The 23,765-nt window shown below is 58.6% G+C and carries 25 protein-coding genes and 1 tRNA gene; 20 read left to right on the top strand and 6 right to left on the bottom strand.

Annotated features, from left to right (window positions below; all coding sequences use genetic code 11):
* Nucleotides 1-668 precede the first annotated feature (668 nt).
* Both EJA72_RS14340 and EJA72_RS14335 read left to right on the top strand, forming a co-directional pair.
* Nucleotides 669-1,094, top strand: a complete 426-nt coding sequence (locus EJA72_RS14340) for an HIT domain-containing protein (protein WP_178129370.1) — start codon at nt 669-671, stop codon at nt 1,092-1,094.
* Nucleotides 1,095-1,097: 3 nt separating this feature from the next.
* Complete coding sequence (locus EJA72_RS14335) at nt 1,098-1,304, top strand: SlyX family protein (protein ID WP_056741397.1); 207 nt, start codon at nt 1,098-1,100, stop codon at nt 1,302-1,304.
* 74 nt (nt 1,305-1,378) lie between these two features.
* On the opposite strand, the gene EJA72_RS29525 is transcribed toward EJA72_RS14335, so the two are convergent.
* On the bottom strand, nt 1,379-1,981 hold the full coding sequence (locus tag EJA72_RS29525) for a cold-shock protein (RefSeq protein WP_157712082.1): 603 nt from the start codon (nt 1,979-1,981) through the stop codon (nt 1,379-1,381).
* Nucleotides 1,982-2,446: 465 nt separating this feature from the next.
* On the opposite strand from EJA72_RS29525, the gene EJA72_RS14325 reads away from it, so the two are divergent.
* The 18 genes from EJA72_RS14325 (at nt 2,447) to nadA (ending at nt 16,857) form a co-directional block, all read left to right on the top strand.
* On the top strand, nt 2,447-2,785 hold the full coding sequence (locus tag EJA72_RS14325) for a ribbon-helix-helix domain-containing protein (protein WP_157712081.1): 339 nt from the start codon (nt 2,447-2,449) through the stop codon (nt 2,783-2,785).
* A 136-nt stretch (nt 2,786-2,921) separates the two neighbouring features.
* Nucleotides 2,922-3,143, top strand: coding sequence for an FmdB family zinc ribbon protein (locus EJA72_RS14320; protein WP_010457489.1), 222 nt, complete (start codon nt 2,922-2,924; stop codon nt 3,141-3,143).
* Nucleotides 3,144-3,265: 122 nt separating this feature from the next.
* Complete coding sequence (gene aspS, locus EJA72_RS14315) at nt 3,266-5,041, top strand: aspartate--tRNA ligase (protein WP_157712080.1); 1,776 nt, start codon at nt 3,266-3,268, stop codon at nt 5,039-5,041.
* Between the two features lie 120 nt (nt 5,042-5,161).
* Complete coding sequence (locus EJA72_RS14310; protein ID WP_027922936.1) at nt 5,162-5,908, top strand: YebC/PmpR family DNA-binding transcriptional regulator; 747 nt, start codon at nt 5,162-5,164, stop codon at nt 5,906-5,908.
* A gap of 120 nt (nt 5,909-6,028) precedes the next feature.
* Entirely contained in the window at nt 6,029-6,553 is a 525-nt protein-coding gene (gene ruvC, locus EJA72_RS14305; protein ID WP_019693260.1) for a crossover junction endodeoxyribonuclease RuvC, read from the top strand.
* A 116-nt stretch (nt 6,554-6,669) separates the two neighbouring features.
* Complete coding sequence (gene ruvA, locus EJA72_RS14300) at nt 6,670-7,287, top strand: Holliday junction branch migration protein RuvA (protein ID WP_178129368.1); 618 nt, start codon at nt 6,670-6,672, stop codon at nt 7,285-7,287.
* Nucleotides 7,288-8,349: a Holliday junction branch migration DNA helicase RuvB gene (ruvB, locus tag EJA72_RS14295; RefSeq protein WP_178129367.1), complete on the top strand. Its 1,062-nt coding sequence runs from the start codon at nt 7,288-7,290 to the stop codon at nt 8,347-8,349. It abuts the gene before it with no gap.
* A 127-nt stretch (nt 8,350-8,476) separates the two neighbouring features.
* Entirely contained in the window at nt 8,477-8,944 is a 468-nt protein-coding gene (ybgC, locus tag EJA72_RS14290; protein ID WP_149657887.1) for a tol-pal system-associated acyl-CoA thioesterase, read from the top strand.
* Nucleotides 8,934-9,629 (top strand): protein TolQ, encoded by a 696-nt coding sequence (gene tolQ / locus EJA72_RS14285; RefSeq protein ID WP_178129366.1) that lies wholly within the window; start codon nt 8,934-8,936, stop codon nt 9,627-9,629. Before ybgC ends, tolQ begins: the two co-directional genes overlap by 11 nt.
* Before the next feature lie 23 nt (nt 9,630-9,652).
* A complete protein-coding gene (tolR, locus tag EJA72_RS14280; RefSeq protein ID WP_172681793.1) occupies nt 9,653-10,105 on the top strand; it encodes a protein TolR in 453 nt (150 codons plus the stop codon).
* A complete protein-coding gene (gene tolA, locus EJA72_RS14275) occupies nt 10,105-11,184 on the top strand; it encodes a cell envelope integrity protein TolA (protein ID WP_157712079.1) in 1,080 nt (359 codons plus the stop codon). Before tolR ends, tolA begins: the two co-directional genes overlap by 1 nt.
* The gene (gene tolB, locus EJA72_RS14270) at nt 11,181-12,482 is read left to right on the top strand and encodes a Tol-Pal system beta propeller repeat protein TolB (protein WP_372240706.1); all 1,302 of its coding nucleotides are present in this window, start codon (nt 11,181-11,183) and stop codon (nt 12,480-12,482) included. Before tolA ends, tolB begins: the two co-directional genes overlap by 4 nt.
* A gap of 52 nt (nt 12,483-12,534) precedes the next feature.
* Complete coding sequence (pal, locus tag EJA72_RS14265) at nt 12,535-13,032, top strand: peptidoglycan-associated lipoprotein Pal (RefSeq protein ID WP_003178634.1); 498 nt, start codon at nt 12,535-12,537, stop codon at nt 13,030-13,032.
* Nucleotides 13,033-13,038: 6 nt separating this feature from the next.
* Complete coding sequence (gene ybgF / locus EJA72_RS14260) at nt 13,039-13,878, top strand: tol-pal system protein YbgF (RefSeq protein WP_157712078.1); 840 nt, start codon at nt 13,039-13,041, stop codon at nt 13,876-13,878.
* A 166-nt stretch (nt 13,879-14,044) separates the two neighbouring features.
* Nucleotides 14,045-14,692: a 7-carboxy-7-deazaguanine synthase QueE gene (gene queE / locus EJA72_RS14255; protein WP_157712077.1), complete on the top strand. Its 648-nt coding sequence runs from the start codon at nt 14,045-14,047 to the stop codon at nt 14,690-14,692.
* 1 nt (nt 14,693) lies between these two features.
* Complete coding sequence (gene queC, locus EJA72_RS14250) at nt 14,694-15,386, top strand: 7-cyano-7-deazaguanine synthase QueC (protein WP_157712076.1); 693 nt, start codon at nt 14,694-14,696, stop codon at nt 15,384-15,386.
* 63 nt (nt 15,387-15,449) lie between these two features.
* Nucleotides 15,450-15,525, top strand: a tRNA-Lys gene (locus EJA72_RS14245).
* Nucleotides 15,526-15,798: 273 nt separating this feature from the next.
* Nucleotides 15,799-16,857: a quinolinate synthase NadA gene (gene nadA / locus EJA72_RS14240; protein ID WP_157712075.1), complete on the top strand. Its 1,059-nt coding sequence runs from the start codon at nt 15,799-15,801 to the stop codon at nt 16,855-16,857.
* Between the two features lie 126 nt (nt 16,858-16,983).
* Here the strand turns inward: nadA and EJA72_RS14235 are convergent, their stop codons facing one another.
* From EJA72_RS14235 to gcvP, 5 genes are all read right to left on the bottom strand, one after another.
* Nucleotides 16,984-17,472, bottom strand: a complete 489-nt coding sequence (locus EJA72_RS14235) for an RDD family protein (RefSeq protein WP_157712074.1) — start codon at nt 17,470-17,472, stop codon at nt 16,984-16,986.
* Nucleotides 17,473-17,567: 95 nt separating this feature from the next.
* Nucleotides 17,568-17,780, bottom strand: a complete 213-nt coding sequence (locus EJA72_RS14230) for a cold-shock protein (RefSeq protein ID WP_003175786.1) — start codon at nt 17,778-17,780, stop codon at nt 17,568-17,570.
* Nucleotides 17,781-18,184: 404 nt separating this feature from the next.
* The gene (gcvT, locus tag EJA72_RS14225) at nt 18,185-19,309 is read right to left on the bottom strand and encodes a glycine cleavage system aminomethyltransferase GcvT (RefSeq protein WP_157712073.1); all 1,125 of its coding nucleotides are present in this window, start codon (nt 19,307-19,309) and stop codon (nt 18,185-18,187) included.
* Nucleotides 19,310-19,343: 34 nt separating this feature from the next.
* A complete protein-coding gene (locus EJA72_RS14220) occupies nt 19,344-20,720 on the bottom strand; it encodes an L-serine ammonia-lyase (RefSeq protein ID WP_157712072.1) in 1,377 nt (458 codons plus the stop codon).
* Nucleotides 20,721-20,912: 192 nt separating this feature from the next.
* A complete protein-coding gene (gene gcvP / locus EJA72_RS14215; RefSeq protein WP_157712071.1) occupies nt 20,913-23,765 on the bottom strand; it encodes an aminomethyl-transferring glycine dehydrogenase in 2,853 nt (950 codons plus the stop codon).

Here is a 23,765-nt window from a genome sequence, read left to right as displayed (position 1 = left end):
TTTCTAGGGCTTGAGCATCGGCAAAAGAATCCCTGGTAAAACGTTTGAATCTCCATCGGGCTACCATGCCACTGTTTTTATTTGCCTTGAGGCTTCCGCTTCCAGCGGAGGCTTGCAAGGCGATGTGGGTGTGAATGCAACAAGCGTGCACAAAACCGAAATCCTGCGTTTTTTTTTCTGAACACCTGCCTGTCGCTGTAAAAACCTCATAAATCCGGGGGGTCAAGCCAATTTGAGTTGGACTTGACGCCATCAATTCCTCTGTGGTTCGTCACCGTGGACGACGCGGTGACAACCAAAAATGTTACCGGTTCACCCCTCTGTTGAGTAAAAGGTGCATACCCGAAGCATTCAGCGTAGACACACTGTACGATTTTGGTGCAAAAAATTTTAATCGCTGTACTGATTTCATACAGTAGGACCTGTAGCCGAACGTGGACGCGTGATTGATGATCGGTCATTCCGGTGTTTTCTGTGTGGTCATTGGTTCTGAAGTGGTGCGTTTCGGCAGAAAATGTCTCATGTCGGGGCGTGCGCCCGCTGATTGGGGGGCACTTCGTCGTGAAGGGCGCGACGTTCGCAGGTATGCTGCCGTCCAGTCGCTTGGTGCGCCGTTTCTTCAGGCGGGCACTAAGCTGAAAAATGATGACCCGGCGGGAGTGCGCACAGTGTTCGCTTTAGATCCACGGCTTCAACAAGACACCGTAACGATCGGGGATTTCCCGCTCTGTCGGCTGCTCTTGTCCAATGATTCGAACTATCCCTGGTTCATCCTGGTGCCTCGTCGCGACGATATCAGCGAGATATTTCAGTTGGGTGTCGCAGATCAGCAGTTGCTATGGCAGGAAACTACCGCGCTGGCGGAGATCCTCAACGTCACGTTCGACGCCGACAAGATGAATGTGGCGGCCTTGGGCAACGTGGTCAGTCAGCTGCACATGCATGTGATTGTGCGCAAGCGCGAAGACGCCGCGTGGCCGGCTCCGGTCTGGGGCAAGCACCCGGCCAAGCCGTACAGCCCGGAGCAGATTGCGCTGATTCGCGAACGCCTGCGCCCGGTGCTGACCCATGACTTCACGTTTCTGGAGGGTTGATTCATGAGCCTGGAAGATCGCGTTACCGATCTGGAAAGCCAGCTGGCGTTTCAGGATGACACCATCCAGGCATTGAGTGATGTGCTGGCCACCCAGCAGCGTGCCGTTGAGCGCCTGCAACTGCAAATGGCGGCCTTGCTCAAGCGTCAGGAAGAAATGGCCGGCCAGTTCGAGACGTTTGAAGAAGAAGCACCACCACCGCATTACTAAGCCGTCATTAAAAACGACAGGCCATAAAAAACCGCGAACAGCCTGGCTGTTCGCGGTTTTTTATCAGCCTTGAATCAGCGTCGCGGCAATGCGGCGATCACGTCTTCGGCTTGCAGGCCCTTGTCACGATTCATGACCGAGAACTCTACGCGCTGGCCTTCGACCAGGACGCGGTGGCCTTCACCGCGAATAGCCCGGAAATGCACGAAAATATCATCGCCGGAATCACGGGAAATAAAGCCGAAGCCTTTGGAAGTGTTGAACCACTTGACGGTGCCGGTATCGCGGTTGCTCATGTCATAGCTAGGCGAAGCGGCGGCCGGAGAGGATTTGTAGAAGCTGATGGCCAGGTGCAGGACAACGGCGATCAGTGCAGCCACCAGGCTGAACAGAACCGCAGGCTGGCCGGCGATGACAGGCATCGGTGCAAGCAGCGTCAGGATTTGCAATACGACCGCCAGGATCAGCAGGGCGCTGACCAGGTTTTGCAATTGATGACGCGGACCTTTGTTCCAGTAAGGGATAACTGGAGCGAGGGTGAGGTTGAGAAGGCCGAAAAAGGCCAGGTAAAGCGCATCGGGTTGTTGCAGGTAAGGTACGGCTTCGGATCGCAGGCTAGGGATGAAGGACAGCAGCAAAGCAGCTGCGCCCGTTAGCAGGTGGACGATTTTCAACATTTTGATTAACTCACGTTAAGACGGATCGCAAGGAAGAGCTGAGAGAGCACGGTTCGCTTCGGAACAATAAGAGGCGTTGGACACGTGCCGGCTATCAGCCTATGCGCGACTCCCGAAAAATAGGGAGTAGCGACACACTGCCTATTTAACAGCAAAGCCTGCAGCGACTCAAATCAGCCGGTCCGGCGGTGTATATCGGTCAATTTGTCGCATTGATAATGCGTTCGTTGCTGAACCGGTAACACCTTCCTGTGTAGGTGAAGTGTCCTGTTTATTGAGTGATCTTGCGTCATCGCATGTAGGGGAATTACCGGCGTAGGACGCTCTCCGTAATCTCCCAGCAGCTGTTGGCTTATCCTACGATGATGGTCATAAAGTCATCTGGATATACCTTTGCACCTGCGCTTTTATAAGAAGCAGGATTGCTCTTATAGAAGGCAAGGATGGCAAAGGAGTGTCAACGATATGCATGATGCAGTCATACAAAGTGAAGGGAGGATCGGTCCGGGCAGGGACATAAGGATTGATCCATTTGTCAGCGAATTTGATATGGGGCTGGCCCAGCCGTTGTCCCGATCCGTGCGATTGAACGGTTTTGCCACCTGTTTGCGGCTTGAGCAGGTGTATTGGGATATTTTGGGCGAAATGGCCAAGGTCAATTGCTGTTCGGTCAGCGCGCTTCTGTCCCACGTGGATCGCGAAGTGCATTTGCGCCACGGCGGGGTTAAGAATTTCAGTGGGCTGGTGCGGGTGGTCTGTGTCGTGCACAGCTTGAAGGAAGGAAGTTGCGCCGCCATGGCCTGACCGTGGCAGTGGAATGGACAGAGTGTCGGTCTGTGCAGTCTTACGGCTGCACAGGCTGCATTTTAATGGATATAATCCCGCTCTTTGCCGCAAAACCCAGCGTGTGCGGTAGCAATCTGATCGCCGAGACAACCCCATGCCGATGTACGACTATCAATGTGCTTCCTGTGGTCATCAGTTGGAAGCCATTCAAAAGATCAGCGCAGCACCGCTGGTCGACTGCCCTGCCTGCCAGGCGCCAGAGCTGAAAAAGATGCTGTCCATGCCGGGCTTCCGCCTCAGCGGCACCGGTTGGTACGAAACCGATTTCAAGACCGGTTCCAAGAAGAATCTGGCCGGCGGCGATAAAGCCGACTAGGGTCTGGAACCTGAGTTGAACGACACGTGTGAGCGCTTGCAACCACCAGCACCTTTATAAAGGGCAGGATGTACGCAAGGTCTCCAACCGAATTTCGAATTACGAGAAGTGAAACCACTACCATGATGCGCAGCCATTATTGCGGCCAACTGAACGAAAGCCTGGAAGGCCAGGAAATTACCCTTTGCGGATGGGTTCACCGTCGCCGTGACCACGGTGGGGTGATTTTCCTCGATATCCGTGATCGTGACGGTCTGGCCCAGGTGGTGTTCGACCCGGACCGCGCTGAAACCTTCGCCGCCGCCGACCGCGTGCGCAGCGAATACGTGGTTAAAGTGACCGGCAAGGTCCGCCTGCGTCCTGCCGGTGCCGGCAACGCCAACATGGCGTCGGGCATGATCGAAGTGCTGGGCTACGAGCTGGAAGTTCTGAACGAATCGGAAACCCCGCCGTTCCCGCTCAACGAATACTCCGAGGTGGGTGAAGAAACCCGTCTGCGCTATCGCTTCCTGGACCTGCGTCGCCCGGAAATGGCCGAGAAGCTGCGTCTGCGTTCGCGCATGACCACCAGCATCCGTCGTTACCTGGACGAGAACGGCTTCCTCGACGTCGAGACGCCGATCCTGACCCGTGCCACCCCTGAAGGTGCGCGCGACTACCTGGTGCCGAGCCGTACTCACGCCGGTTCGTTCTTCGCCTTGCCGCAATCGCCACAGCTGTTCAAGCAGCTGCTGATGGTGGCCGGCTTCGACCGTTACTACCAGATCGCCAAGTGCTTCCGCGACGAAGACCTGCGTGCCGACCGTCAGCCTGAATTCACCCAGATCGACATCGAAACCAGCTTCCTCGATGAAAAAGACATCATGGGCCTCACCGAAGGCATGATCCGCAACCTGTTCAAGGAAGTGCTGGATCTGGAATTCGGCGATTTCCCGCACATGACCTTCGAAGAGGCCATGCGTCGTTACGGTTCCGACAAGCCGGACCTGCGTAACCCGCTGGAACTGGTTGACGTTGCCGACCAGCTGAAAGAAGTCGACTTCAAGGTCTTCAGCGGCCCGGCCAACGATCCGAAATGCCGTATCGCCGCTCTGCGCGTTCCTGGCGCGGCGAGCATGCCGCGCAAGCAGATCGACGATTACACCAAGTTCGTCAGCATCTACGGTGCCAAGGGCCTGGCGTACATCAAGGTCAACGAGCGCGCCAAAGGCGTTGAAGGCCTGCAGTCGCCAATCGTCAAGAACATCCCTGAGGCCAACCTCAATGTGATCCTCGATCGCGTGGGTGCAGTTGATGGCGACATCGTGTTCTTCGGCGCCGACAAGGCCAAGATCGTCAGCGAAGCGCTGGGCGCGTTGCGGATCAAGGTCGGTAACGACCTGGACCTGCTGACCTGCAAGTGGGCGCCAATGTGGGTCGTCGACTTCCCGATGTTCGAAGAAAACGACGACGGCAGCTTCACGGCCTTGCACCACCCGTTCACCGCGCCGAAATGCACGCCGGAAGAACTGGAAGCCAACCCGGCAACCGCGCTGTCCCGTGCCTACGACATGGTTCTGAACGGTACCGAATTGGGTGGCGGTTCGATCCGTATCCACCGCAAGGAAATGCAGCAGACCGTGTTCCGCCTGCTGGGTATCAATGAAGCGGAACAGGAAGAGAAGTTCGGCTTCCTGCTCGACGCCCTGAAATACGGCGCGCCGCCGCACGGTGGCCTGGCGTTCGGTCTGGACCGTCTGGTCATGCTGATGACCGGCGCCCAGTCGATCCGTGAAGTGATCGCGTTCCCGAAAACCCAGAGTGCTGCCGACGTGATGACGCAGGCTCCGGGCGCGGTTGATGCCAAGGCATTGCGCGAGCTGCACATTCGTCTGCGCGAAACGCCAAAGGCTGAGTAAGGCTGACCCTGAAGGCGCATCCTCATGGGATGCGCCTTTTCTTTAGGTCGAGATTTTTTGTTTGCTGGCCGGCACTCCCAGTGCGGCGGGCAATGTTTCAAAGAGAATTCGGAGCGAGATATGGCGGGTCATTCCAAGTGGGCGAACATCAAGCACCGCAAAGAACGTCAGGATGCCAAGAAGGGCAAGATTTTCACCAAGTGGATTCGTGAACTGACCGTTGCTGCCCGTCAGGGCGGCGGTGATCCGGGCTCCAACCCGCGCTTGCGTCTGGCGCTGGACAAGGCCCTCGGCGCGAACATGAGTCGCGACATCATTGATCGTGCGGTGGCCCGCGGTGCCGGTGCGGCCGACACCGACGACATGGTCGAGCTGAGCTACGAAGGTTATGGCCCGGGTGGTGTGGCGGTGATGGTCGAGTGCATGACCGACAACCGTAACCGCACCGCGGCCGCTGTTCGCCATGCGTTCAGCAAGTGCGGCGGCAACCTCGGTACGGACGGTTCGGTGGCCTATCTGTTCGAGCGCAAGGGTCAGATTTCCTTTGCGCCGGGCGTCGATGAAGACGCGCTGATCGAAGCGGCGATGGAAGCCGATGCCGATGACGTGGTCACCCACGAAGATGGCTCGATTGACGTGTTTACTTCGTTCGCCGGTTTCTACTCGGTGCGTAATGCGCTGGAAGCGGCCGGTTTCAAGGGTGATGACGCAGAAATCGTCATGCTACCGACGACCAGCGCCGAACTGGACCTGGAAGGCGCGGAGAAGGTGCTCAAGCTGATCGACATGCTTGAAGATCTGGATGACGTGCAGAACGTTTATTCCAACGCGGATATCCCTGAGTCGGTCGCCGCACAGCTCGGTTGATGAACCTTTTGTAGGAGCGAGCTTGCTCGCGAAAAACCTGAGAGCGCCGCGCTCATTCAGGCGAACCGCGTTATCGTTAACGTCCATCGCGAGCAAGCTCGCTCCTACTTATGTAGCGTTATGACTTTAATTCTTGGCATCGACCCCGGTTCGCGCATCACCGGTTATGGCGTGGTACGCGACACCGGGCGTGGCTGTGTCTACGTAGCGTCGGGATGCATTCGCACGGGTTCCGGCGAGTTGCATGAACGCCTGCAAATCGTCTATCGCGGCGTACGTGAAGTCATCCAGACCTACGGCCCCGTCACCATGGGCATCGAAAAAGTGTTCATGGCCCGCAACGCCGACTCCGCGCTGAAACTCGGTCAGGCCCGTGGCGCCGCCATCGTGGCGGGTGCCGAGGAAAATCTGGAAATCGCCGAATACACCGCCACCCAGGTCAAACAGGCCGTTACCGGCACCGGCGCGGCGAATAAAGAGCAGGTGCAAATGATGGTCATGCACATGCTGAAATTGACCAGCAAACCGCAAATTGATGCCTCGGACGCACTGGCCATCGCCATATGTCATGCTCACACCCGTTCCAGCCTGTTGCCGCATGGCCTGGGCACGGCACGCAGTCGTGGCGGGCGCCTGCGTCTCTGATAGCATCAGCAATCATTTTTTATGGAATGAGCGTTTTGCGCCTGTGTCGTCGGCGCAAAACCCTCGCTCTGTCAGTCGCTAGCCATTGAGCTGGCCAACGCTCAAGGATCTGAAACGTGATTGGACGCTTGCGCGGCACACTGGCTGAGAAACAGCCGCCGCACCTGATTCTGGATGTAAATGGTCTGGGGTATGAGCTGGAAGTGCCCATGACCACGTTGTATCGCTTGCCGTCGGTCGGTGAACCGCTGACGCTGCACACCCATTTGGTCGTACGTGAAGACGCGCAGTTACTCTATGGCTTCTTCGGCAAGCGTGAGCGAGACTTTTTTCGCGAATTGATCCGTCTCAATGGTGTAGGGCCGAAACTGGCGCTGGCCTTGATGTCGAGTCTGGAAGTCGATGAACTGGTCCGTTGCGTGCAATCCCAGGACACTTCGGCCCTGACCAAGGTGCCGGGCGTGGGCAAGAAGACCGCCGAGCGTTTGCTGGTGGAACTCAAGGACCGCTTCAAGGCTTGGGAAACCGTGCCGGCCATGTTCGCCCTGGTCCCTAACCAGCCAGGTGGCCCGGATGCGCCGGCCCCGGCGGCCAGCGCCGAAAATGACGCGGTCAGTGCGCTGATCTCCCTGGGCTACAAACCACAGGAAGCCAGCAAGGCGATTTCCGCGATCAAGGAGAAAGGTTTGAGCAGCGAGGACCTGATTCGTCGCGCCCTGAAGGGGATGATCTAAGTGATTGAAGCTGATCGTCTGATTACCGCCGCGCCCGGCCCTCGCGACCGCGAGGAGGTCCAGGACCGGGCGATTCGTCCTGTCAGCCTGGCCGAATACATTGGCCAGCCGACTGTTCGTGAGCAGATGGAGTTGTTCATCCAGGCAGCCCGTGGGCGAAACGAATCCCTGGACCACACGCTGATTTTCGGCCCGCCGGGCTTAGGTAAAACCACGCTGGCCAACATCATCGCCCAGGAAATGGGCGTATCGATCAAAAGCACCTCCGGGCCCGTTCTTGAACGCCCGGGTGACCTGGCCGCGCTGCTGACCAACCTTGAGCCGCACGACGTACTGTTCATCGACGAGATCCATCGGCTGTCGCCGATCGTCGAAGAAGTGTTGTACCCGGCCATGGAAGATTTCCAGCTCGACATCATGATCGGCGAAGGGCCGGCGGCGCGCTCGATCAAGCTCGATCTGCCGCCGTTCACCTTGGTCGGCGCTACGACCCGTGCGGGCATGTTGACCAACCCGTTGCGTGATCGCTTCGGCATTGTGCAGCGTCTCGAGTTCTACAGCACCGCTGACCTGGCCACGATTGTCAGCCGCTCGGCGAACATTCTCGGTTTGCCGCTGGACTCGGAAGGGGCGTTCGAAATCGCCCGCCGTGCCCGCGGTACTCCGCGGATCGCCAACCGGCTGCTGCGCCGGGTGCGCGATTTCGCCGAAGTTCGTGCCAAGGGGCACATCACCAAACCGATTGCCGACCTTGCCTTGAACCTGCTGGATGTCGACGAACGTGGTTTCGACCATCAGGACCGGCGTCTGCTACTGACCATGATCGAGAAGTTCGATGGCGGGCCGGTCGGCGTGGACAGTCTGGCGGCCGCGATCAGTGAAGAGCGTCACACCATTGAAGACGTGCTGGAGCCGTACCTGATCCAGCAGGGCTATATCATGCGCACACCCCGGGGGCGGGTGGTCACACGTCATGCGTACCTGCATTTCGGATTAAACATCCCGTCACGAATGGGCGAAATGCCTGTCGTAGACGAGTTCCTTGATGCCGTTGACGATTAATAACCTTTGCGCGCTGATTTTTTCGGGCATTGTGCTGTCCCAGGACGGTACTTTTGCAAGAAAGCCGCAGAACAATGAAAAACAGTTGCCTGGCCGGATTGGCAACCTGAGGAGTAAGCACTAGAGTATGCGCGCGCAAAACGGGCTTGAGCCTTTCGCACATCGTTGTCGCGTTTATTACGAGGACACCGATGCGGGCGGCATCGTGTATTACGTTAATTACCTCAAGTTTATGGAACGGGCTCGAACCGAGCGGCTCCGGGAGCTGGGCTTTGCTCAATCCCAGCTGGCAGGGGAGGACCTGTTGTTCGTCGTGCATTCCAGCGAAGCGCGTTACCACGCGCCGGCGCGACTGGACGACGAGCTTCTGGTAAGCGCTGAAGTAATCGAATTGAACCGTGTCAGCCTGCGCTTTAAACAGCAAGTCAGGCGGGCTACGGATAATGTGCTGCTCTGCGAAGGGCAGTTTTTGGTGGCCTGTGTGCGCACTAACAGTTTGAAACCCCGGGCCATTCCCGAAGCTCTACGTGCGGCCTTTGCCGACGTGAGCGGCGCGGGTACACACTCAAAGCAGGAGATTAAGCGTGGAAGCTAACGTCGTCGACCATTCCTCCATGTGGAGCCTGGTCAGCAATGCCAGCGTCGTGGTGCAGTTGGTAATGCTGATTCTGGTAGCCGCATCGGTGACCTCATGGATCATGATCTTTCAGCGCAGCAACCTGCTGCGCGCCGGTCGACGTGCCCTGGAGAGCTTTGAAGAGCGCTTCTGGTCGGGTATCGACCTGTCCAAGCTCTACCGTCAGGCCGGCAGCAACCCTGATCCGGATTCGGGTGTGGAGCAGATCTTCCGCGCTGGCTTCAAAGAGTTCTCCCGCCTGCGTCAGCAGCCTGGCGTTGATCCTGAAGCGGTCATGGAAGGCGTAGCCCGTGCCATGCGCGTCGCGATTTCCCGCGAAGAAGAAAAGCTCGAGCAGAGCCTGCCGTTCCTCGCCACCGTTGGTTCCGTAAGCCCGTACATCGGTCTGTTCGGTACGGTCTGGGGCATCATGAACTCCTTCCGTGGTCTGGCCACTGCCCAACAAGCGACGCTGGCCACCGTGGCGCCAGGTATCGCCGAAGCACTGGTCGCCACTGCGATCGGTCTGTTCGCCGCCATTCCAGCCGTTATTGCTTACAACCGCTTTGCTGCGCGCAGTGAAACGCTGATCAGCCGTTACTACACCTTCGCCGATGAATTCCAGGCGATCCTGCACCGTAAAGTGCACACCAGCGAAGAATAAGCAGGTAATTTCCAATGGCTTTAATCGCTCGAGCTCGTAAAAAGCGCAAGCCGGTTGCCGAGATGAACGTGGTGCCTTACATCGACGTGATGCTGGTACTGCTGGTCATTTTCATGGTGACCGCACCGATGCTCAATCAGGGCGTGAAAGTTGATTTGCCCAAGGTTTCCAGCGAAGCCTTGCCGCAAGACAACAACACTCAGGTCCTGACCATTTCGATCAAGGCTGACAAGACCTATTACTGGAACCTTGGCAGCGAAGTCGACACCGAAAAGCAGCAGGACAAGGCCATGACCTTGCCGCAGATGACCGACGCGGTGACCAAAATCATTCGTGCCGGCAACGAAGGCGGCAAGCATACCCAAGTCTTCATTCGCGGCGACAAGACCGTCGATTACGGCGCCGTCATGGGGGCCATGGGCGGGTTGCAGAAAGCCGGGGTCGGTAATGTTGGCTTGATTACCGAGGCGCCCTGATGCAGCAACAGCGAGAGCCGTCCGCCTCGGAAAGCTACTTCTGGCCCAGTGTCCTGGCGATCGTCCTGCACGTGCTGGTGTTCGGCATGCTGTTTGTCAGTTTCGCCTTCACACCTGAGCTGCCGCCGGCCAAGCCGATTGTCCAGGCGACCTTGTACCAGCTGAAATCGAAAAGTCGGGCGACCACCCAGACCAATCAGAAGATTGCGGGTGAAGCGCAGAAATCTGCTGCGCGTCAGACCGAAGTCGAACAGATGGAACAGAAGAAGGTCGAGCAGGAAGCGGTAAAAGCTGCGGAACAAAAGAAAGAAGAAGCGGCTCAAAAGGCCGAGGAAGCCAAGAAGGCCGACGAGTCGAAGAAAGCGGATGAGGCGAAAAAGGCTGATGAAGCCAAGAAAGCCGATGAAGCGAAGAAGACCGCCGAAGCCAAAAAGGCAGAAGAGAAACAATTGGCTGATATAGCCAAGAAGAAATCTGAAGAAGAAGCCAAGAAGGCTGCTGAAGAAGAGGCCAAGAAAGCGGCCGCTGAAGAAGCGAAGAAGAAGATCGTCGAAGACGCGAAGAAGAAAGCCGCGGAAGACGCCAAGAAAAAAGCTGAAGCTGAAGAGGCGAAGAAGAAAGTCGCCGAAGACGCGAAGAAGAAAGCTGCTGCCGATGCTGCGAAAAAGAAATCGCAGGACGCGGCGCGTAAATCTACCGAAGACAAGAAGGCTCAGGCCTTGGCAGATTTGCTTTCCGACACGCCGCAGCGCCAGCAGGCCTTGGCGGATGAGCAGGGTGACGAAGTCGCCGGCAGTTTCGATGACCTGATTCGTGCTCGTGCAGCGGAAGGCTGGGCTCGTCCTCCTTCGGCACGCAAAGGCATGACGGTCGTGCTGCAAATCGGCATGTTGCCGGACGGTACGGTGACTTCGGTCAGCGTGGCCAAGTCCAGTGGTGACGGTCCGTTTGACGCCTCGGCGGTTGCCGCGGTCAAGAATATTGGACGTTTGACAGAAATGCAGGGAATGAAGCCGAGCGATTTCGCTCCGTATCGTTCATTCAAGATGACATTCACACCTGAGGATCTAGCCTTGTGAGAAACCTTCTTCGAGGAATGCTTGTCGTTATCTGCTGCCTGGCAGGGATAGCGGCAGCAGATGAAAAAAACATTCTGGTCACCAGCGGCAGTGATCGGGCAACACCGATCGCAGTCGTACCGTTCGGTTTCCAGGGCGGCACTGTCCTGCCGGATGACATGGCCGAAATCATCGGTAACGACCTGCGCAACTCGGGTTACTACTCGCCGATTCCGAAGCAGAACATGATCAGCCAGCCGAGCCAGGCCAGCGAAATCATCTTCCGTGACTGGAAGGCGGTCGGTGCCCAGTACATCATGGTCGGCAGCATTGTGCCGGCGGGCGGTCGCCTGCAGGTCCAGTACGCACTGTTCAACGTCGCCACCGAGCAGCAAGTGCTGACCGGCAGCGTATCGGGCAGCGTCGATCAACTGCGTGACATGGCGCACTACATCGCCGACCAGTCGTTCGAAAAACTCACCGGTATCAAAGGTGCGTTCTCGACACGCCTGCTGTACGTAACGGCCGAGCGTTTCTCCGAGAAGAACACGCGCTACACGCTGCAACGTTCGGACTATGACGGTGCCCGCGCTGTCACGCTGCTGCAATCGCGTGAGCCGATCCTGTCGCCGCGTTTCGCACCAGACGGCAAGCGCATCGCTTATGTCTCTTTCGAGCAGAAGCGCCCGCGTATCTTCATGCAGAACATCGACACCGGTCGCCGTGAGCAGATCACCAACTTCGAAGGCCTGAATGGCGCGCCAGCCTGGTCGCCGGATGGCAATCGCCTGGCCTTCGTATTGTCGAAAGACGGCAACCCGGACATCTATGTGATGAACCTGGGTTCGCGTCAGATTTCGCGTGTTACCAACGGCCCAGGCATCAACACCGAACCGTTCTGGGGTAAAGATGGTTCGACCATCTACTTCACCTCCGACCGTGGCGGCAAGCCACAGATCTACAAAACCAGCGTCGGTGGTGGCGGTGCGGAACGTGTGACCTTCATCGGTAACTACAACGCCAACCCTAAGCTTTCGGCTGATGAAAAGACCCTGGTGATGATTCACCGCCAGGACGGCTTCACTAATTTCAAGGTGGCGGCCCAGGATTTGCAGCGCGGAAGCGTAAAAATCCTCACTGATAGCACTCTGGACGAGTCGCCTACTGTTGCGCCCAACGGCACCATGGTAATCTACGCCACCCGCCAGCAGGGCCGGGGAGTCTTGATGCTCGTGTCCATTAATGGACGCGTAAGGCTCCCGCTTCCTACCGCACAAGGCGAAGTCAGAGAACCTTCCTGGTCCCCTTACCTGAACTGACGCGGCGCTACACGTTGTACTTAACACACTGGGGTTCATTAGGAGTTTCACGATGGAAATGCTGAAGTTTGGTAAATTTGCTGCGCTGGCTCTGGCCATGGCTGTAGCTGTAGGTTGCTCGTCCAAAGGCGGCGACAACGCCGGTGAAGGCGCTGTAGATCCAAACGCTGGTTACGGCGCAAACACTGGTGCCGTTGACGGTTCCCTGAGCGAAGAAGCTGCTCTGCGCGCAATCACCACCTTCTACTTCGAATACGACAGCTCGGACCTGAAGCCAGAAGCCATGCGCGCTCTGGACGTTCACGCCAAAGACCTGAAAGCAAACGGCGCTCGCGTTGTTCTGGAAGGCAACACCGACGAACGTGGTACTCGTGAGTACAACATGGCACTGGGCGAGCGTCGTGCGAAAGCCGTTCAGCGCTACCTGGTACTGCAAGGTGTTTCCCCAGCTCAGCTGGAACTGGTTTCCTACGGCGAAGAGCGTCCAGTTGCTACCGGCAACGACGAGCAGTCCTGGGCTCAAAACCGTCGCGTCGAACTGCGTAAGTAATTCGTCATGCGAACGTGCCGTCGTGCTGTAACTGTTCTGGCTCTCAGCCTCGCACCGCTTGCGGTGTGGGCTGCGGTTCCTGTGGTCGATAATGACTCCGGCTATAACAATAGCGGGAGCAGTTATCCGCCTGCGGGTTACGGTACGAACGGCGCCTATGCCGGGGGAGGGGTTTCGGCCCCTGTCTCGGCACAGGGCGAGCTGTTCAACCAACTGCAATCCATGCAGGAGCAGATCTCGCGCCAACAAGGCATCATCGAAGTTCTGCAAAATGATGTAGCGCGCATGAAGCAGGAAAACCTGGAGCGATACCAGGATCTTGATCGGCGCATTGGATCCGGTGCTGCACCAGCCGCGACTCCAGAAAATTCTTCCACCGGTGGCGATTTGAATGCCGCCGGTGCAGCAGCCGGCGCAAGTGCAGGAGCGGCAGCCGCTCAAGCGCCTGCGGCGAGTGGCGAACCGGCTGATCCGGCGAAGGAAAAACTGTATTACGATGCAGCCTTCGACCTGATCAAGGCCAAGGATTTCGACAAGGCCAGCCAGGCCTTCACCGCTTTCCTGCGCAAATACCCGAACAGCCAATACGCGGGCAATGCCCAGTACTGGTTGGGCGAGGTCAATCTGGCCAAAGGCGATCTGCAAGGTGCAGGTCAAGCATTTGCCAAGGTTTCGCAGCTGTACCCAAAGCACCCAAAAGTGCCTGATTCGCTGTACAAGCTGGCGGATGTAGAGCGCCGCCTTGGTCATACCGACAAGGTCAAAGGCATTCTGCAGCAGGTGGTTTCCCAATATCCGGGCACTTCCGCCGCTCAGTTGGCACAGCGCGATCTGCAGCGCATGTAAGCCTGTTTGACTCGTTTTGAAGAAACCCGCACTTGCTGCGGGTTTTTTCGTTAGAATTCACGCCCTTTTTATGAAACACGCTTTTTGGGATCTGCGCGATGGCGGGGTTCCTTGAAGTGCCTGACGGAGGCGGACAGCCTGTTTAGCTGTTATGCCCGTGGCGACTATGCAAGACACATTGAGAATCACCGAAGTTTTCTACTCGTTGCAGGGTGAAACGCGGACTGCCGGGCTGCCCACTGTTTTTGTGCGCCTCACCGGTTGCCCACTGCGTTGCCAATACTGCGACAGCGCCTACGCGTTCACTGGCGGCACCCTTCGCCCGCTCGACGATATCCTCGAGCAGGTAGCCGGTTTTCGCCCGCGATACGTTTGTGTCACTGGCGGCGAGCCGCTGGCACAACCCAACGCCATTCCATTGCTCAAGCAGCTGTGTGACGCCGGTTACGAAGTGTCCCTGGAAACCAGTGGTGCTCTCGATATCTCGGCGGTCGATCCTCGGGTCAGTCGCGTCGTCGATTTGAAAACCCCGGGTTCGAAAGAAGCACACCGCAACCGCTACGAGAACATCGAGCTGCTCACGCCCAATGACCAGGTGAAGTTTGTCATCTGCTCGCGGGAAGACTACGACTGGGCCGTGTCCAAACTGATTCAGTACGGTCTGGACCGGCGTGCGGGCGAGGTGCTGTTTTCGCCTAGCCACCATGACCTGAATGCACGAGATCTCGCGGATTGGGTGGTGGCGGACAACCTGCCAGTGCGACTGCAATTGCAGCTGCATAAATATCTTTGGAATGACGAGCCGGGGCGCTGACATGACTGAACAATCGAACACTGCGGAAAAACGTGCGGTCATCCTGCTGTCCGGTGGCCTCGACTCGGCAACGGTCGTGGCCATGGCCCGCGCCGAAGGCTACCGCTGCTACACCATGAGTTTCGACTATGGCCAGCGTTCTCACGCAGAATTGCACGCGGCCGAGCGTGTGGCCCGTGACCTGGGTGTGGTGGAACACAAGGTGATCGGTCTGAACCTGAACGGTATCGGCGGCTCGGCGCTGACCGACAACAGCATCGATGTACCGGAGTACGCGGGCGAGGGCATTCCCGTCACTTACGTGCCGGCCCGCAACACGGTGTTTCTGTCCTTGGCGCTGGGTTGGGCGGAAGTGCTTGGCGCCCGTGACATCTTTATCGGCGTCAACGCGGTGGATTATTCCGGTTATCCGGATTGCCGTCCCGAGTTCATTGAGTCGTTCGAGCGCATGGCCAATCTGGCGACGAAGGCCGGGGTAGAGGGCAATGGCTTCCGTATCCAGGCGCCACTGCAGAACCTGAGCAAGGCGCAGATCGTCCAGGCCGGTGTGAAGCTGGGCGTTGATTACGGGCTGACCGTTTCCTGCTATCAGGCGGACGATAAAGGCTACGCTTGCGGCAAATGCGACAGCTGCCGTCTGCGTGCAGAAGGCTTCGCAGCGGCCGGAATCAGTGACCCAACCCCTTATTTTTGATTTATTTCAAATTAGGTGTTGAATAGTCCTTAAAAATCAGTATTATACGCGCCACCACACAGCGGGTCGTTAGCTCAGTTGGTAGAGCAGTTGGCTTTTAACCAATTGGTCGTAGGTTCGAATCCCACACGACCCACCATTTTCAAAGCAGTTTTAAAAGTCTGGAAGGCCCACGCAAGTGAGGATTTCCGGATTTTTTTTTGCCCGCGATTTAAGGTTCGCTCACTGCGGCGGCGCATCGCGCAACGCAGGTCAGAATCATCTTTTGCATCCGCCGGATATTCTGTAGCCTTGCGCAGCTTCAACGCTGTCCGTGCCTGATGAATACTCACTTTCCCGGCGGTACCCTGATGGGTCCGGAGCCGGGTGTATACTCGACTTTCGCGCGAAAGCGCCTGCAGGTCTTGCGAACATGACGCAGATTTCCGAACGCCTTCTGGTTCAAGCTCACCTCGACGCCAAGCAGCCCAAACCGCTGACGGTTGAGGAAGAGGCCTATTACCGTGCCGCCATCGCTGCCGAGCTCAAGGCTCAGGACGCGGTACTGGTTGCTCACTTTTATTGCGATCCGGTCATTCAGGCTTTGGCCGAAGAAACCGGTGGCTGCGTCTCTGACTCTCTGGAGATGGCCCGCTTCGGCAATGCCCATCCGGCCAAGACCGTGGTGGTCGCCGGCGTGAAATTCATGGGCGAAACCGCCAAGATCCTCAATCCTGAAAAGCGCGTGCTGATGCCGACCCTGGAAGCGACCTGCTCGCTGGACCTGGGTTGCCCGGTGGACGAGTTCTCGGCGTTCTGCGATCAGCACCCGGAGCGCACGGTGGTGGTCTACGCCAACACCTCGGCGGCGGTCAAAGCCCGGGCGGACTGGGTGGTGACATCGAGTTGCGCGCTGGAAATCGTCGAAAGCCTGATGGATAACGGCGAAACGATCATCTGGGGCCCGGACAAGCATTTGGGTACTTACATTCAGCGCAAGACCGGTGCCGACATGCTGCTGTGGGACGGTGCCTGCATCGTTCACGAAGAGTTCAAATCCAAGCAGCTGGAAGACATGAAGGCGCTGTACCCGGATGCGGCGATTCTGGTGCATCCGGAGTCCCCGACCTCGGTCATCGAGCTGGCGGATGCCGTCGGTTCCACCAGTCAATTGATCGCAGCAGCGCAGAGCCTGCCGAACAAGACGCTGATCGTGGCGACCGACCGTGGCATCTTCTACAAGATGCAGCAGTTGTGCCCGGACAAGGTCTTCATCGAAGCGCCAACGGCCGGTAACGGCGCGGCGTGCCGCAGTTGCGCGCATTGCCCGTGGATGGCGATGAACACCCTTGAGCGGACGCTGAAGAGCTTGAAGGAGGGGGCGAACGAGATCTTCGTCGACCCGGCGTTGATTCCCCAGGCGATTCGCCCACTCAAGCGCATGCTCGATTTCACCCAGGCCGCGCGCATGAAGCTGGCCGGCAACGCCTGAATCTTACGGGGAAGGACTTACCTGTGGCGAGGGAGCTTGCTCCCGCTTGGGCGCGAAGCGGCCATCGTTTTATGCGACTGCTACGCAGCCGAACGGGAGCAAGCTCCCTCGCCACGGTAATCGGGGTTATTTAGTCTTCTTCGGAATCCGCACCAGCTGCGTGTTGGAATACATGTCATGCCAGCTGCGTTTCTGTTTGTCGAACAGCGACCAGACAAAGCCCAGCCCCACACACAGCAACGACGCAATCGACACCACGAACCGCAACAACGCCTGCCACAGGCTGATGGATGAGCCATCCGCGTTCTGCACGCGAATGCACCAGACCTGCATGCCCAGGGTCTGACCCGACCAGGTCCAGAACTTGGCAAAGAATCCAAACAGGACAAACAACAGCACCGTCGACAGCAATGGATCGCCATCCAGTGCGCCTGCTTCGGTCAGGGTGCGCATCTTGTCTTCACCGATGATTGCCATCTGAATCATCTTGTAAACGCCGCTGGTGACAATCAGCAGGGCGGTGCACAACAGGAAGTCATAGAACATCGCTGCCAGACGACGACCCAGGCCAGCGGCAGGAAAGTCGCCCTGGGGAGTTAGCAGGTGTTTCGACATGGCAGGCTCTCGGCGGAAAAAAAAGCCATTTTACGGATTTACGCGCACAAAAAAGCCCCTGATGTCAGCATCAGGGGCTTTTTCGTTACAGAAGATTAGGCTTCTGCTTGTACTTCGTCAGCCTGCATGCCTTTCTGGCCTTGCACAGCAACGAAAGTCACTTTCTGGCCTTCTTTCAGGCTCTTGAAGCCGTTGCCCTGGATGGCGCGGAAATGCACGAACAGATCCGGACCGCTTTCAGGAGTGATAAAACCAAAACCTTTCTCGTCGTTAAACCACTTGACGGTACCGCTCTGACGTTGGGACATTTCTTATTTCCTTTGACGCAAAAATTAATGACAGTCTCTTTCTCATGAAAGAGTACTGGGGCTGGTTGCAGGAGAGTAAGAAGACGTCGAACGGGATGTAGCTAACTTGTAGGCTACTGCCCAGGTCACGATTCCAAGCGACCCATGCAAACACAGTGAACAAACTCTACGCCAACTACGGGAGAAAAAACAAGCCCCGTAGAGGGCCCGGTTTTGCTGAGTTTGATCACTGTAATGAATGCACTAGTGCAGGCTTATTCGATACCGGTGTTCAATTGTTTTCGATCGTTATAAGGAACGTTCGCAATCGAAGCTTACAGTCAAAGGCCTGCACTATTTTATGGCAGTTGCGTTACACATTAGTGCACTGTTAACGCAACTGCGTTACTTATAGAAACAGTCAATCAGCCACGATAGTAGCGTTGTGGCACGAATGGCATTTTGCTTACAAGCAATGGCACCTTTTTCCCACGGACAATCGCCCACACGGGTGTATCGACAGCGACGTAGGCGCTGTCGAGGTAACCCATGGCCAAAGGAGCGCCAAGCGTAGGGCCGAAACCACCGCTGCAAACGCTACCGATGATGTCGCCCGCTTCGTTGACGATTTCTGCACCTTCACGCACGGGCGTACGCTCTTGTGGCAGCAAGCCCACGCGTTTGCGGCTCACACCCGTCTGCTGCTGGGCAAACACGTTTTCGGCGCCTGGGAAGCCACCGGCCCGTGCACCGTCCGCGCGACGTGGCTTGGAAATGGCCCACAGCAGGCTGGCTTCGATGGGCGTGGTGTCGGTGTTCATGTCGTGGCCGTAGAGGCACAGGCCGGCTTCCAGACGCAGGGAGTCACGCGCGCCAAGGCCGATGGCCGCGACTTCCGGTTCAGCCAGCAAGGCACGGGCCAGCGCTTCGGCATGGGCGGCCGGGACGGAGATTTCGTAGCCGTCTTCGCCGGTATAGCCTGAGCGGCTGACAAAGCAGTCCACACCCTGCAGCGTCACACGGGCGAACTGCATGAAGGTCATTTTCGCCACTTCTGGCGCCAGGCGTGCGAGCGCGGTGACGGCGGCCGGGCCTTGCAGGGCCAGCAGGGCGCGTTCCTCGAACAGCGGCTCGATGGTGCATTGATCGCCGATGTGTTTGCGCAAGTGCGCCAGGTCCTGATCCTTGCAGGCGGCGTTGACCACCAGGAACAACTCGTCGTTACCGAGGTTGGCGACCATCAGGTCGTCGAGGATGCCGCCAGTTTCGTTGGTAAACATTGCATAGCGCTGCATGCCCACCGGCAGGTCGATGATGTCCACCGGCACCAGGGTCTCCAGGGCCTTGGCGGCGTTGGCACCGGTCAGGCGGATCTGGCCCATGTGCGAAACATCGAACAGCCCGGCCTGGTCACGGGTGTGCTGGTGTTCCTTCATTACGCCCAGCGGGTATTGAACCGGCATGTCGTAGCCAGCGAACGGCACCATGCGGGCGCCGAGTTCGAGGTGCAGTGCGTGCAACGGGGTTTTCAACAGTTGTTCGGTGGACATATACAGCTCCTGAAAAAGTAGGCTGATGCGCGCATCAGCACTCGATAATGTTGACCGCCAAACCGCCTCGGGCAGTTTCCTTGTATTTGCTTTTCATGTCGGCGCCAGTCTGGCGCATGGTGCGGATGACCTTGTCGAGGGAGACGAAGTGCTGCCCGTCGCCGCGTAGGGCCATGCGCACCGCATTGATGGCTTTCACCGAGCCCATGGCGTTGCGTTCGATGCAAGGCACTTGCACCAGCCCGCCAATCGGGTCGCAGGTCAGGCCGAGGTTGTGTTCCATGCCGATTTCGGCGGCGTTTTCCACTTGCTGCACCGTGCCGCCCAGCACTTCGCACAAGGCGCCGGCCGCCATCGAACAGGCCACGCCGACTTCGCCCTGACAGCCGACTTCGGCACCCGAGATCGAGGCGTTTTCCTTGTAGAGAATGCCGATGGCGGCGGCCGTCAGCAGAAAGCGCACGACCCCGTCTTCATTGGCGCCGGGGATGAAGCGCATGTAGTAGTGCAAAACCGCCGGGACAATGCCCGCTGCACCGTTGGTGGGGGCCGTGACCACGCGTCCGCCGTTGGCGTTTTCTTCGTTGACCGCCAGGGCGTAGAGGTTGACCCAGTCCAGCACCGACAGCGGATCGCGCAGTGATGATTCCGGGTTCTTGCACAGTTGCCGATGCAGCGCGGCGGCCCGGCGCTTGACCTTCAAGCCACCGGGCAGAATGCCCTCGTTGCGGCATCCGGCGTCGACGCAATCCTGCATCACCTGCCAGATTTTCAGCAGGCCGGCGCGGGTTTCCGCTTCCGGGCGCCAGGCACTTTCATTGGTCAGCATCACCTGACTGATCGACAGGCCATAAGTGGCACAGTGACCGAGCAAGTCCTTGGCGCTTTTGAACGGGAAGGTCAGCGGCGTGGCATCTTCGACGATGCGGTCGGCGCCGGCGGCGTCTTCGTCGACCACAAAACCGCCCCCGACCGAGTAGTACTCGCGGCTGCGGATTTGCAAGCCCGCGGCATCGAAGGCGCGAAAGATCATGCCGTTGGGGTGATAGGCCAACGGCTTGCGAATCATCGCCAGGTGTTCTTTCTCATTGAACACAATGCTGTGTTCGCCGAGCAGGTTCAAGCGACCGTTGCCACGGATGTCATGCAGACGTGCGGCGACGGTTTCAGTATTGACGGTGTCGGGGTGTTCGCCTTCGAGGCCCAGCAATACAGCCTTGTCGCTGCCGTGGCCCTTGCCGGTGGCGCCGAGTGAACCGTACAGCTCGACTTTGACCATGGTGGTCGCCGCCAGCAGCCCTTCACGCCGCAATCCTTCGGCAAACCGCGCGGCTGCGCGCATCGGGCCGACGGTGTGGGAGCTGGAGGGGCCGATGCCAATCTTGAACAGGTCGAACACGCTTAACGACATGGTTGTTCTCCGGTTTCTTGTTATAGGAATTGGCGAGAATCTGTTGACTGAATGCGGTCCTGTGGGAGCTGGCTTGCCGGCGATGGCATCACCTCGGTCGACATGATGCACCGCGTTGATGCCATCGCCGGCAAGTCAGCTCCCACAGGTTTTGTGGCGTTCTTGCGGGGGCGGACATGCCGCCCCTTCGTATCAAGCGTAGCTTTCGATCGACGGGCAGGCGCACACGAGGTTGCGATCACCGAAGACGTTGTCGACACGACCGACCGGCGGCCAGTATTTGCTTTCGATCAGCGACGCGACCGGGTAAACCGCTTGCTCGCGGCTGTACGGGTGCGACCACTCGCCGACGATTTCCGCTGCGGTGTGCGGAGCGTTCTTCAGCGGGTTGTCGTCCTTGTCCAGGGTGCCGTTTTCCACTGCGCGGATTTCTTCGCGGATGCGGATCATGGCGTCGCAGAAGCGGTCCAGTTCTTCCTTGGATTCGCTTTCGGTCGGTTCGATCATCAGCGTGCCGGCCACCGGGAACGACATGGTCGGTGCGTGGAAGCCGAAATCGATCAGGCGCTTGGCAACGTCATCAACACTGATGCCGCTGCTGTCTTTCAGCGGACGCAGGTCGAGGATGCATTCATGCGCTACCAGGCCGTTGCTGCCGGTGTAAAGAACCGGATAGTGCTCTTCCAAGCGACGGGAAATGTAGTTGGCATTCAGGATCGCCAATTGCGAAGCGCGCTTGAGGCCCGCGCCGCCCATCATACGAATGTACATCCAGGTGATCGGCAAAATGCTCGCGCTGCCGAACGGTGCCGCGCAGACCGCGCCTTCCTTGCGGTCCATGTGGGCGTGGCCCGGCAGGAACGGGGTCAGGTGCGATTTGACGCCAATCGGGCCGACGCCCGGGCCGCCACCGCCGTGTGGAATGCAGAAGGTTTTGTGCAGGTTCAGGTGCGAGACGTCGCCGCCGAACTTGCCCGGTGCGCAGAGGCCGACCATCGCGTTCATGTTGGCGCCGTCGATGTACACCTGGCCGCCGTGGTCATGAATGATGCCGCAGATTTCGCGGATGCCTTCTTCGAACACGCCGTGGGTCGACGGGTAGGTGATCATCAGCGCAGCGAGGTGTTCGCGGTGCTCGATGGCCTTGGCGCGCAAGTCTTCGATGTCGACGTTGCCGCGAGCATCGCAAGCGGTCACGACTACGCGCATGCCGGCCATGTTGGCGGTGGCCGGGTTGGTGCCGTGGGCGGACGACGGGATCAGGCAGATGTCGCGACGGTCTTCGCCACGGCTCTGGTGGTAAGCACGGATGGCCAGCAGGCCAGCGTATTCACCTTGGGAACCGGCGTTCGGTTGCAGGGAGATCGAGTCGTAACCGGTGGCGGCGCAGAGCATCGCTTCCAGTTCGTCGGTCAGTTGCTGGTAGCCAGCGCTTTGCTCGGCCGGGGCGAACGGGTGCAGGGCACCGAACTCTGCCCAGGTCACCGGGATCATTTCGCTGGCGGCGTTGAGTTTCATGGTGCACGAACCCAGCGGGATCATGGTGCGATCCAGCGCCAGGTCCTTGTCGGCGAGCTTGCGCAGGTAGCGCATCAGCTCGGTTTCCGAGTGATAACGGTTGAACACCGGGTGGCTGAGGATCGGCGATTGGCGGACCAGCTCGGCTGGGATGGCGCTTTGCACGGAGGCGGCGAGGGCGGCGAAATCCGGGAGGCTCTTGCCTTCGGCGAGCAGGGCCCACAAGGTTTCCACGTCTGCTTGCGACGTGGTTTCGTCGAGGGACAGGCCCAGGCGTTCAGCATCGACGACGCGCAGGTTGATCTGTTGACCACGCGCCTTGTCGTGCAGCTTGGCGGTGTTGGCGCCGGTGTTCAGGGTCAGGGTGTCGAAGAAGCTGGCTTGCTCGACGGTCAGCCCCAGTGCGCTCAAGCCCTTGGCCAGAATGGCGGTCAGGTGATGTACGCGATTGGCGATCTGCGTCAGGCCTTTCGGGCCGTGGTATACGGCGTACATGCTGGCGATGTTAGCCAGCAGCACTTGTGCGGTGCAGATGTTCGACGTGGCTTTCTCGCGACGGATGTGTTGCTCGCGGGTCTGCATGGCCAGGCGCAGGGCCGGCTTGCCGAAACGGTCCACGGAAACGCCGACCAGACGGCCCGGCATGTCGCGCTTGAACGCATCCTTGGTGGAGAAGTAAGCGGCATGCGGGCCACCGAAGCCCAGCGGCACGCCGAAGCGTTGGGCGCTGCCGATGGCCACGTCGGCACCGAATTCGCCCGGTGGAGTCAGTACGGTCAACGCCAGCAGGTCCGCGGCCACCGCGACCAAAGCGTTGGCGGCGTGGAAGCGTTCGGTCAGTGCACGGTAATCGAAGACATCACCGTTGCTCGCCGGGTATTGCAGCAGGGCGCCGAAGAACGGCGTCACGTCAGTCAGTTCACGCTCGTCGCCCACGACCACGTCGATGCCCAGTGGCTCGGCACGGGTGCGCAGCACGTCGAGGGTTTGCGGGTGGCAATGCACGGAAGCGAAGAAAGCGTGGCTGCCTTTGTTCTTGCTCAGGCGTTTGCAGAAGGTCATGGCTTCGGCAGCGGCGGTGGCTTCGTCGAGCAAGGATGCGTTGGCAATCGGCAGGCCGGTCAGGTCGCTGATCAGGGTCTGGAAGTTCAGCAGCGCTTCGAGGCGGCCCTGGGAAATTTCTGGTTGGTACGGGGTGTACGCGGTGTACCAGGCCGGGTTTTCCAGAAGGTTGCGCAGGATCGGCGACGGGGTGTGCGTGCCGTAGTAGCCCTGGCCGATGTAGGTTTTGAACAGCTGGTTTTTGCCGGCGATGGATTTGATCAAGGCCAAGGCATCGGCTTCGCTCAGGCCGTCTTCCAGGCCGAGAACGCTGGTGCCCTTGATGCTGTCCGGAATGACGCTGGCGCTCAGGGCTTCCAGCGAGTCGAAACCGAGGCTGTTGAGCATGGCTTGCTCGTCGCCGGAACGCGGGCCGATGTGGCGGGCGATGAATTCGTTGGCGGTGCTCAGGTTTACTTGAGTCAT

It is taken from the genome of Pseudomonas sp. PB120 (assembly GCF_009761815.1).
GTDB lineage: Bacteria > Pseudomonadota > Gammaproteobacteria > Pseudomonadales > Pseudomonadaceae > Aquipseudomonas.
Note: the sequence above shows the minus strand (reverse complement) of the source record. Positions and strands in the feature narration are given on the sequence as shown.

What these genes read in the sequence shown, in the direction of transcription:
- queC (WP_157712076.1), top strand. Translation starts at nt 14,694, where the DNA reads ATGACTGAACAATCGAACACTGCGGAAAAACGTGCGGTCATCCTGCTG.
- EJA72_RS14320 (WP_010457489.1), top strand. Translation starts at nt 2,922, where the DNA reads ATGCCGATGTACGACTATCAATGTGCTTCCTGTGGTCATCAGTTGGAA.
- gcvP (WP_157712071.1), bottom strand. Translation starts at nt 23,765, where the DNA reads ATGACTCAAGTAAACCTGAGCACCGCCAACGAATTCATCGCCCGCCAC.
- nadA (WP_157712075.1), top strand. Translation starts at nt 15,799, where the DNA reads ATGACGCAGATTTCCGAACGCCTTCTGGTTCAAGCTCACCTCGACGCC.
- ruvC (WP_019693260.1), top strand. Translation starts at nt 6,029, where the DNA reads ATGACTTTAATTCTTGGCATCGACCCCGGTTCGCGCATCACCGGTTAT.
- EJA72_RS14220 (WP_157712072.1), bottom strand. Translation starts at nt 20,720, where the DNA reads ATGTCGTTAAGCGTGTTCGACCTGTTCAAGATTGGCATCGGCCCCTCC.
- EJA72_RS29525 (WP_157712082.1), bottom strand. Translation starts at nt 1,981, where the DNA reads ATGTTGAAAATCGTCCACCTGCTAACGGGCGCAGCTGCTTTGCTGCTG.
- EJA72_RS14325 (WP_157712081.1), top strand. Translation starts at nt 2,447, where the DNA reads ATGCATGATGCAGTCATACAAAGTGAAGGGAGGATCGGTCCGGGCAGG.
- queE (WP_157712077.1), top strand. Translation starts at nt 14,045, where the DNA reads ATGCAAGACACATTGAGAATCACCGAAGTTTTCTACTCGTTGCAGGGT.
- aspS (WP_157712080.1), top strand. Translation starts at nt 3,266, where the DNA reads ATGATGCGCAGCCATTATTGCGGCCAACTGAACGAAAGCCTGGAAGGC.
- ybgC (WP_149657887.1), top strand. Translation starts at nt 8,477, where the DNA reads ATGCGCGCGCAAAACGGGCTTGAGCCTTTCGCACATCGTTGTCGCGTT.
- EJA72_RS14235 (WP_157712074.1), bottom strand. Translation starts at nt 17,472, where the DNA reads ATGTCGAAACACCTGCTAACTCCCCAGGGCGACTTTCCTGCCGCTGGC.
- EJA72_RS14230 (WP_003175786.1), bottom strand. Translation starts at nt 17,780, where the DNA reads ATGTCCCAACGTCAGAGCGGTACCGTCAAGTGGTTTAACGACGAGAAA.
- EJA72_RS14310 (WP_027922936.1), top strand. Translation starts at nt 5,162, where the DNA reads ATGGCGGGTCATTCCAAGTGGGCGAACATCAAGCACCGCAAAGAACGT.
- ybgF (WP_157712078.1), top strand. Translation starts at nt 13,039, where the DNA reads ATGCGAACGTGCCGTCGTGCTGTAACTGTTCTGGCTCTCAGCCTCGCA.
- gcvT (WP_157712073.1), bottom strand. Translation starts at nt 19,309, where the DNA reads ATGTCCACCGAACAACTGTTGAAAACCCCGTTGCACGCACTGCACCTC.
- EJA72_RS14335 (WP_056741397.1), top strand. Translation starts at nt 1,098, where the DNA reads ATGAGCCTGGAAGATCGCGTTACCGATCTGGAAAGCCAGCTGGCGTTT.
- pal (WP_003178634.1), top strand. Translation starts at nt 12,535, where the DNA reads ATGGAAATGCTGAAGTTTGGTAAATTTGCTGCGCTGGCTCTGGCCATG.
- tolA (WP_157712079.1), top strand. Translation starts at nt 10,105, where the DNA reads ATGCAGCAACAGCGAGAGCCGTCCGCCTCGGAAAGCTACTTCTGGCCC.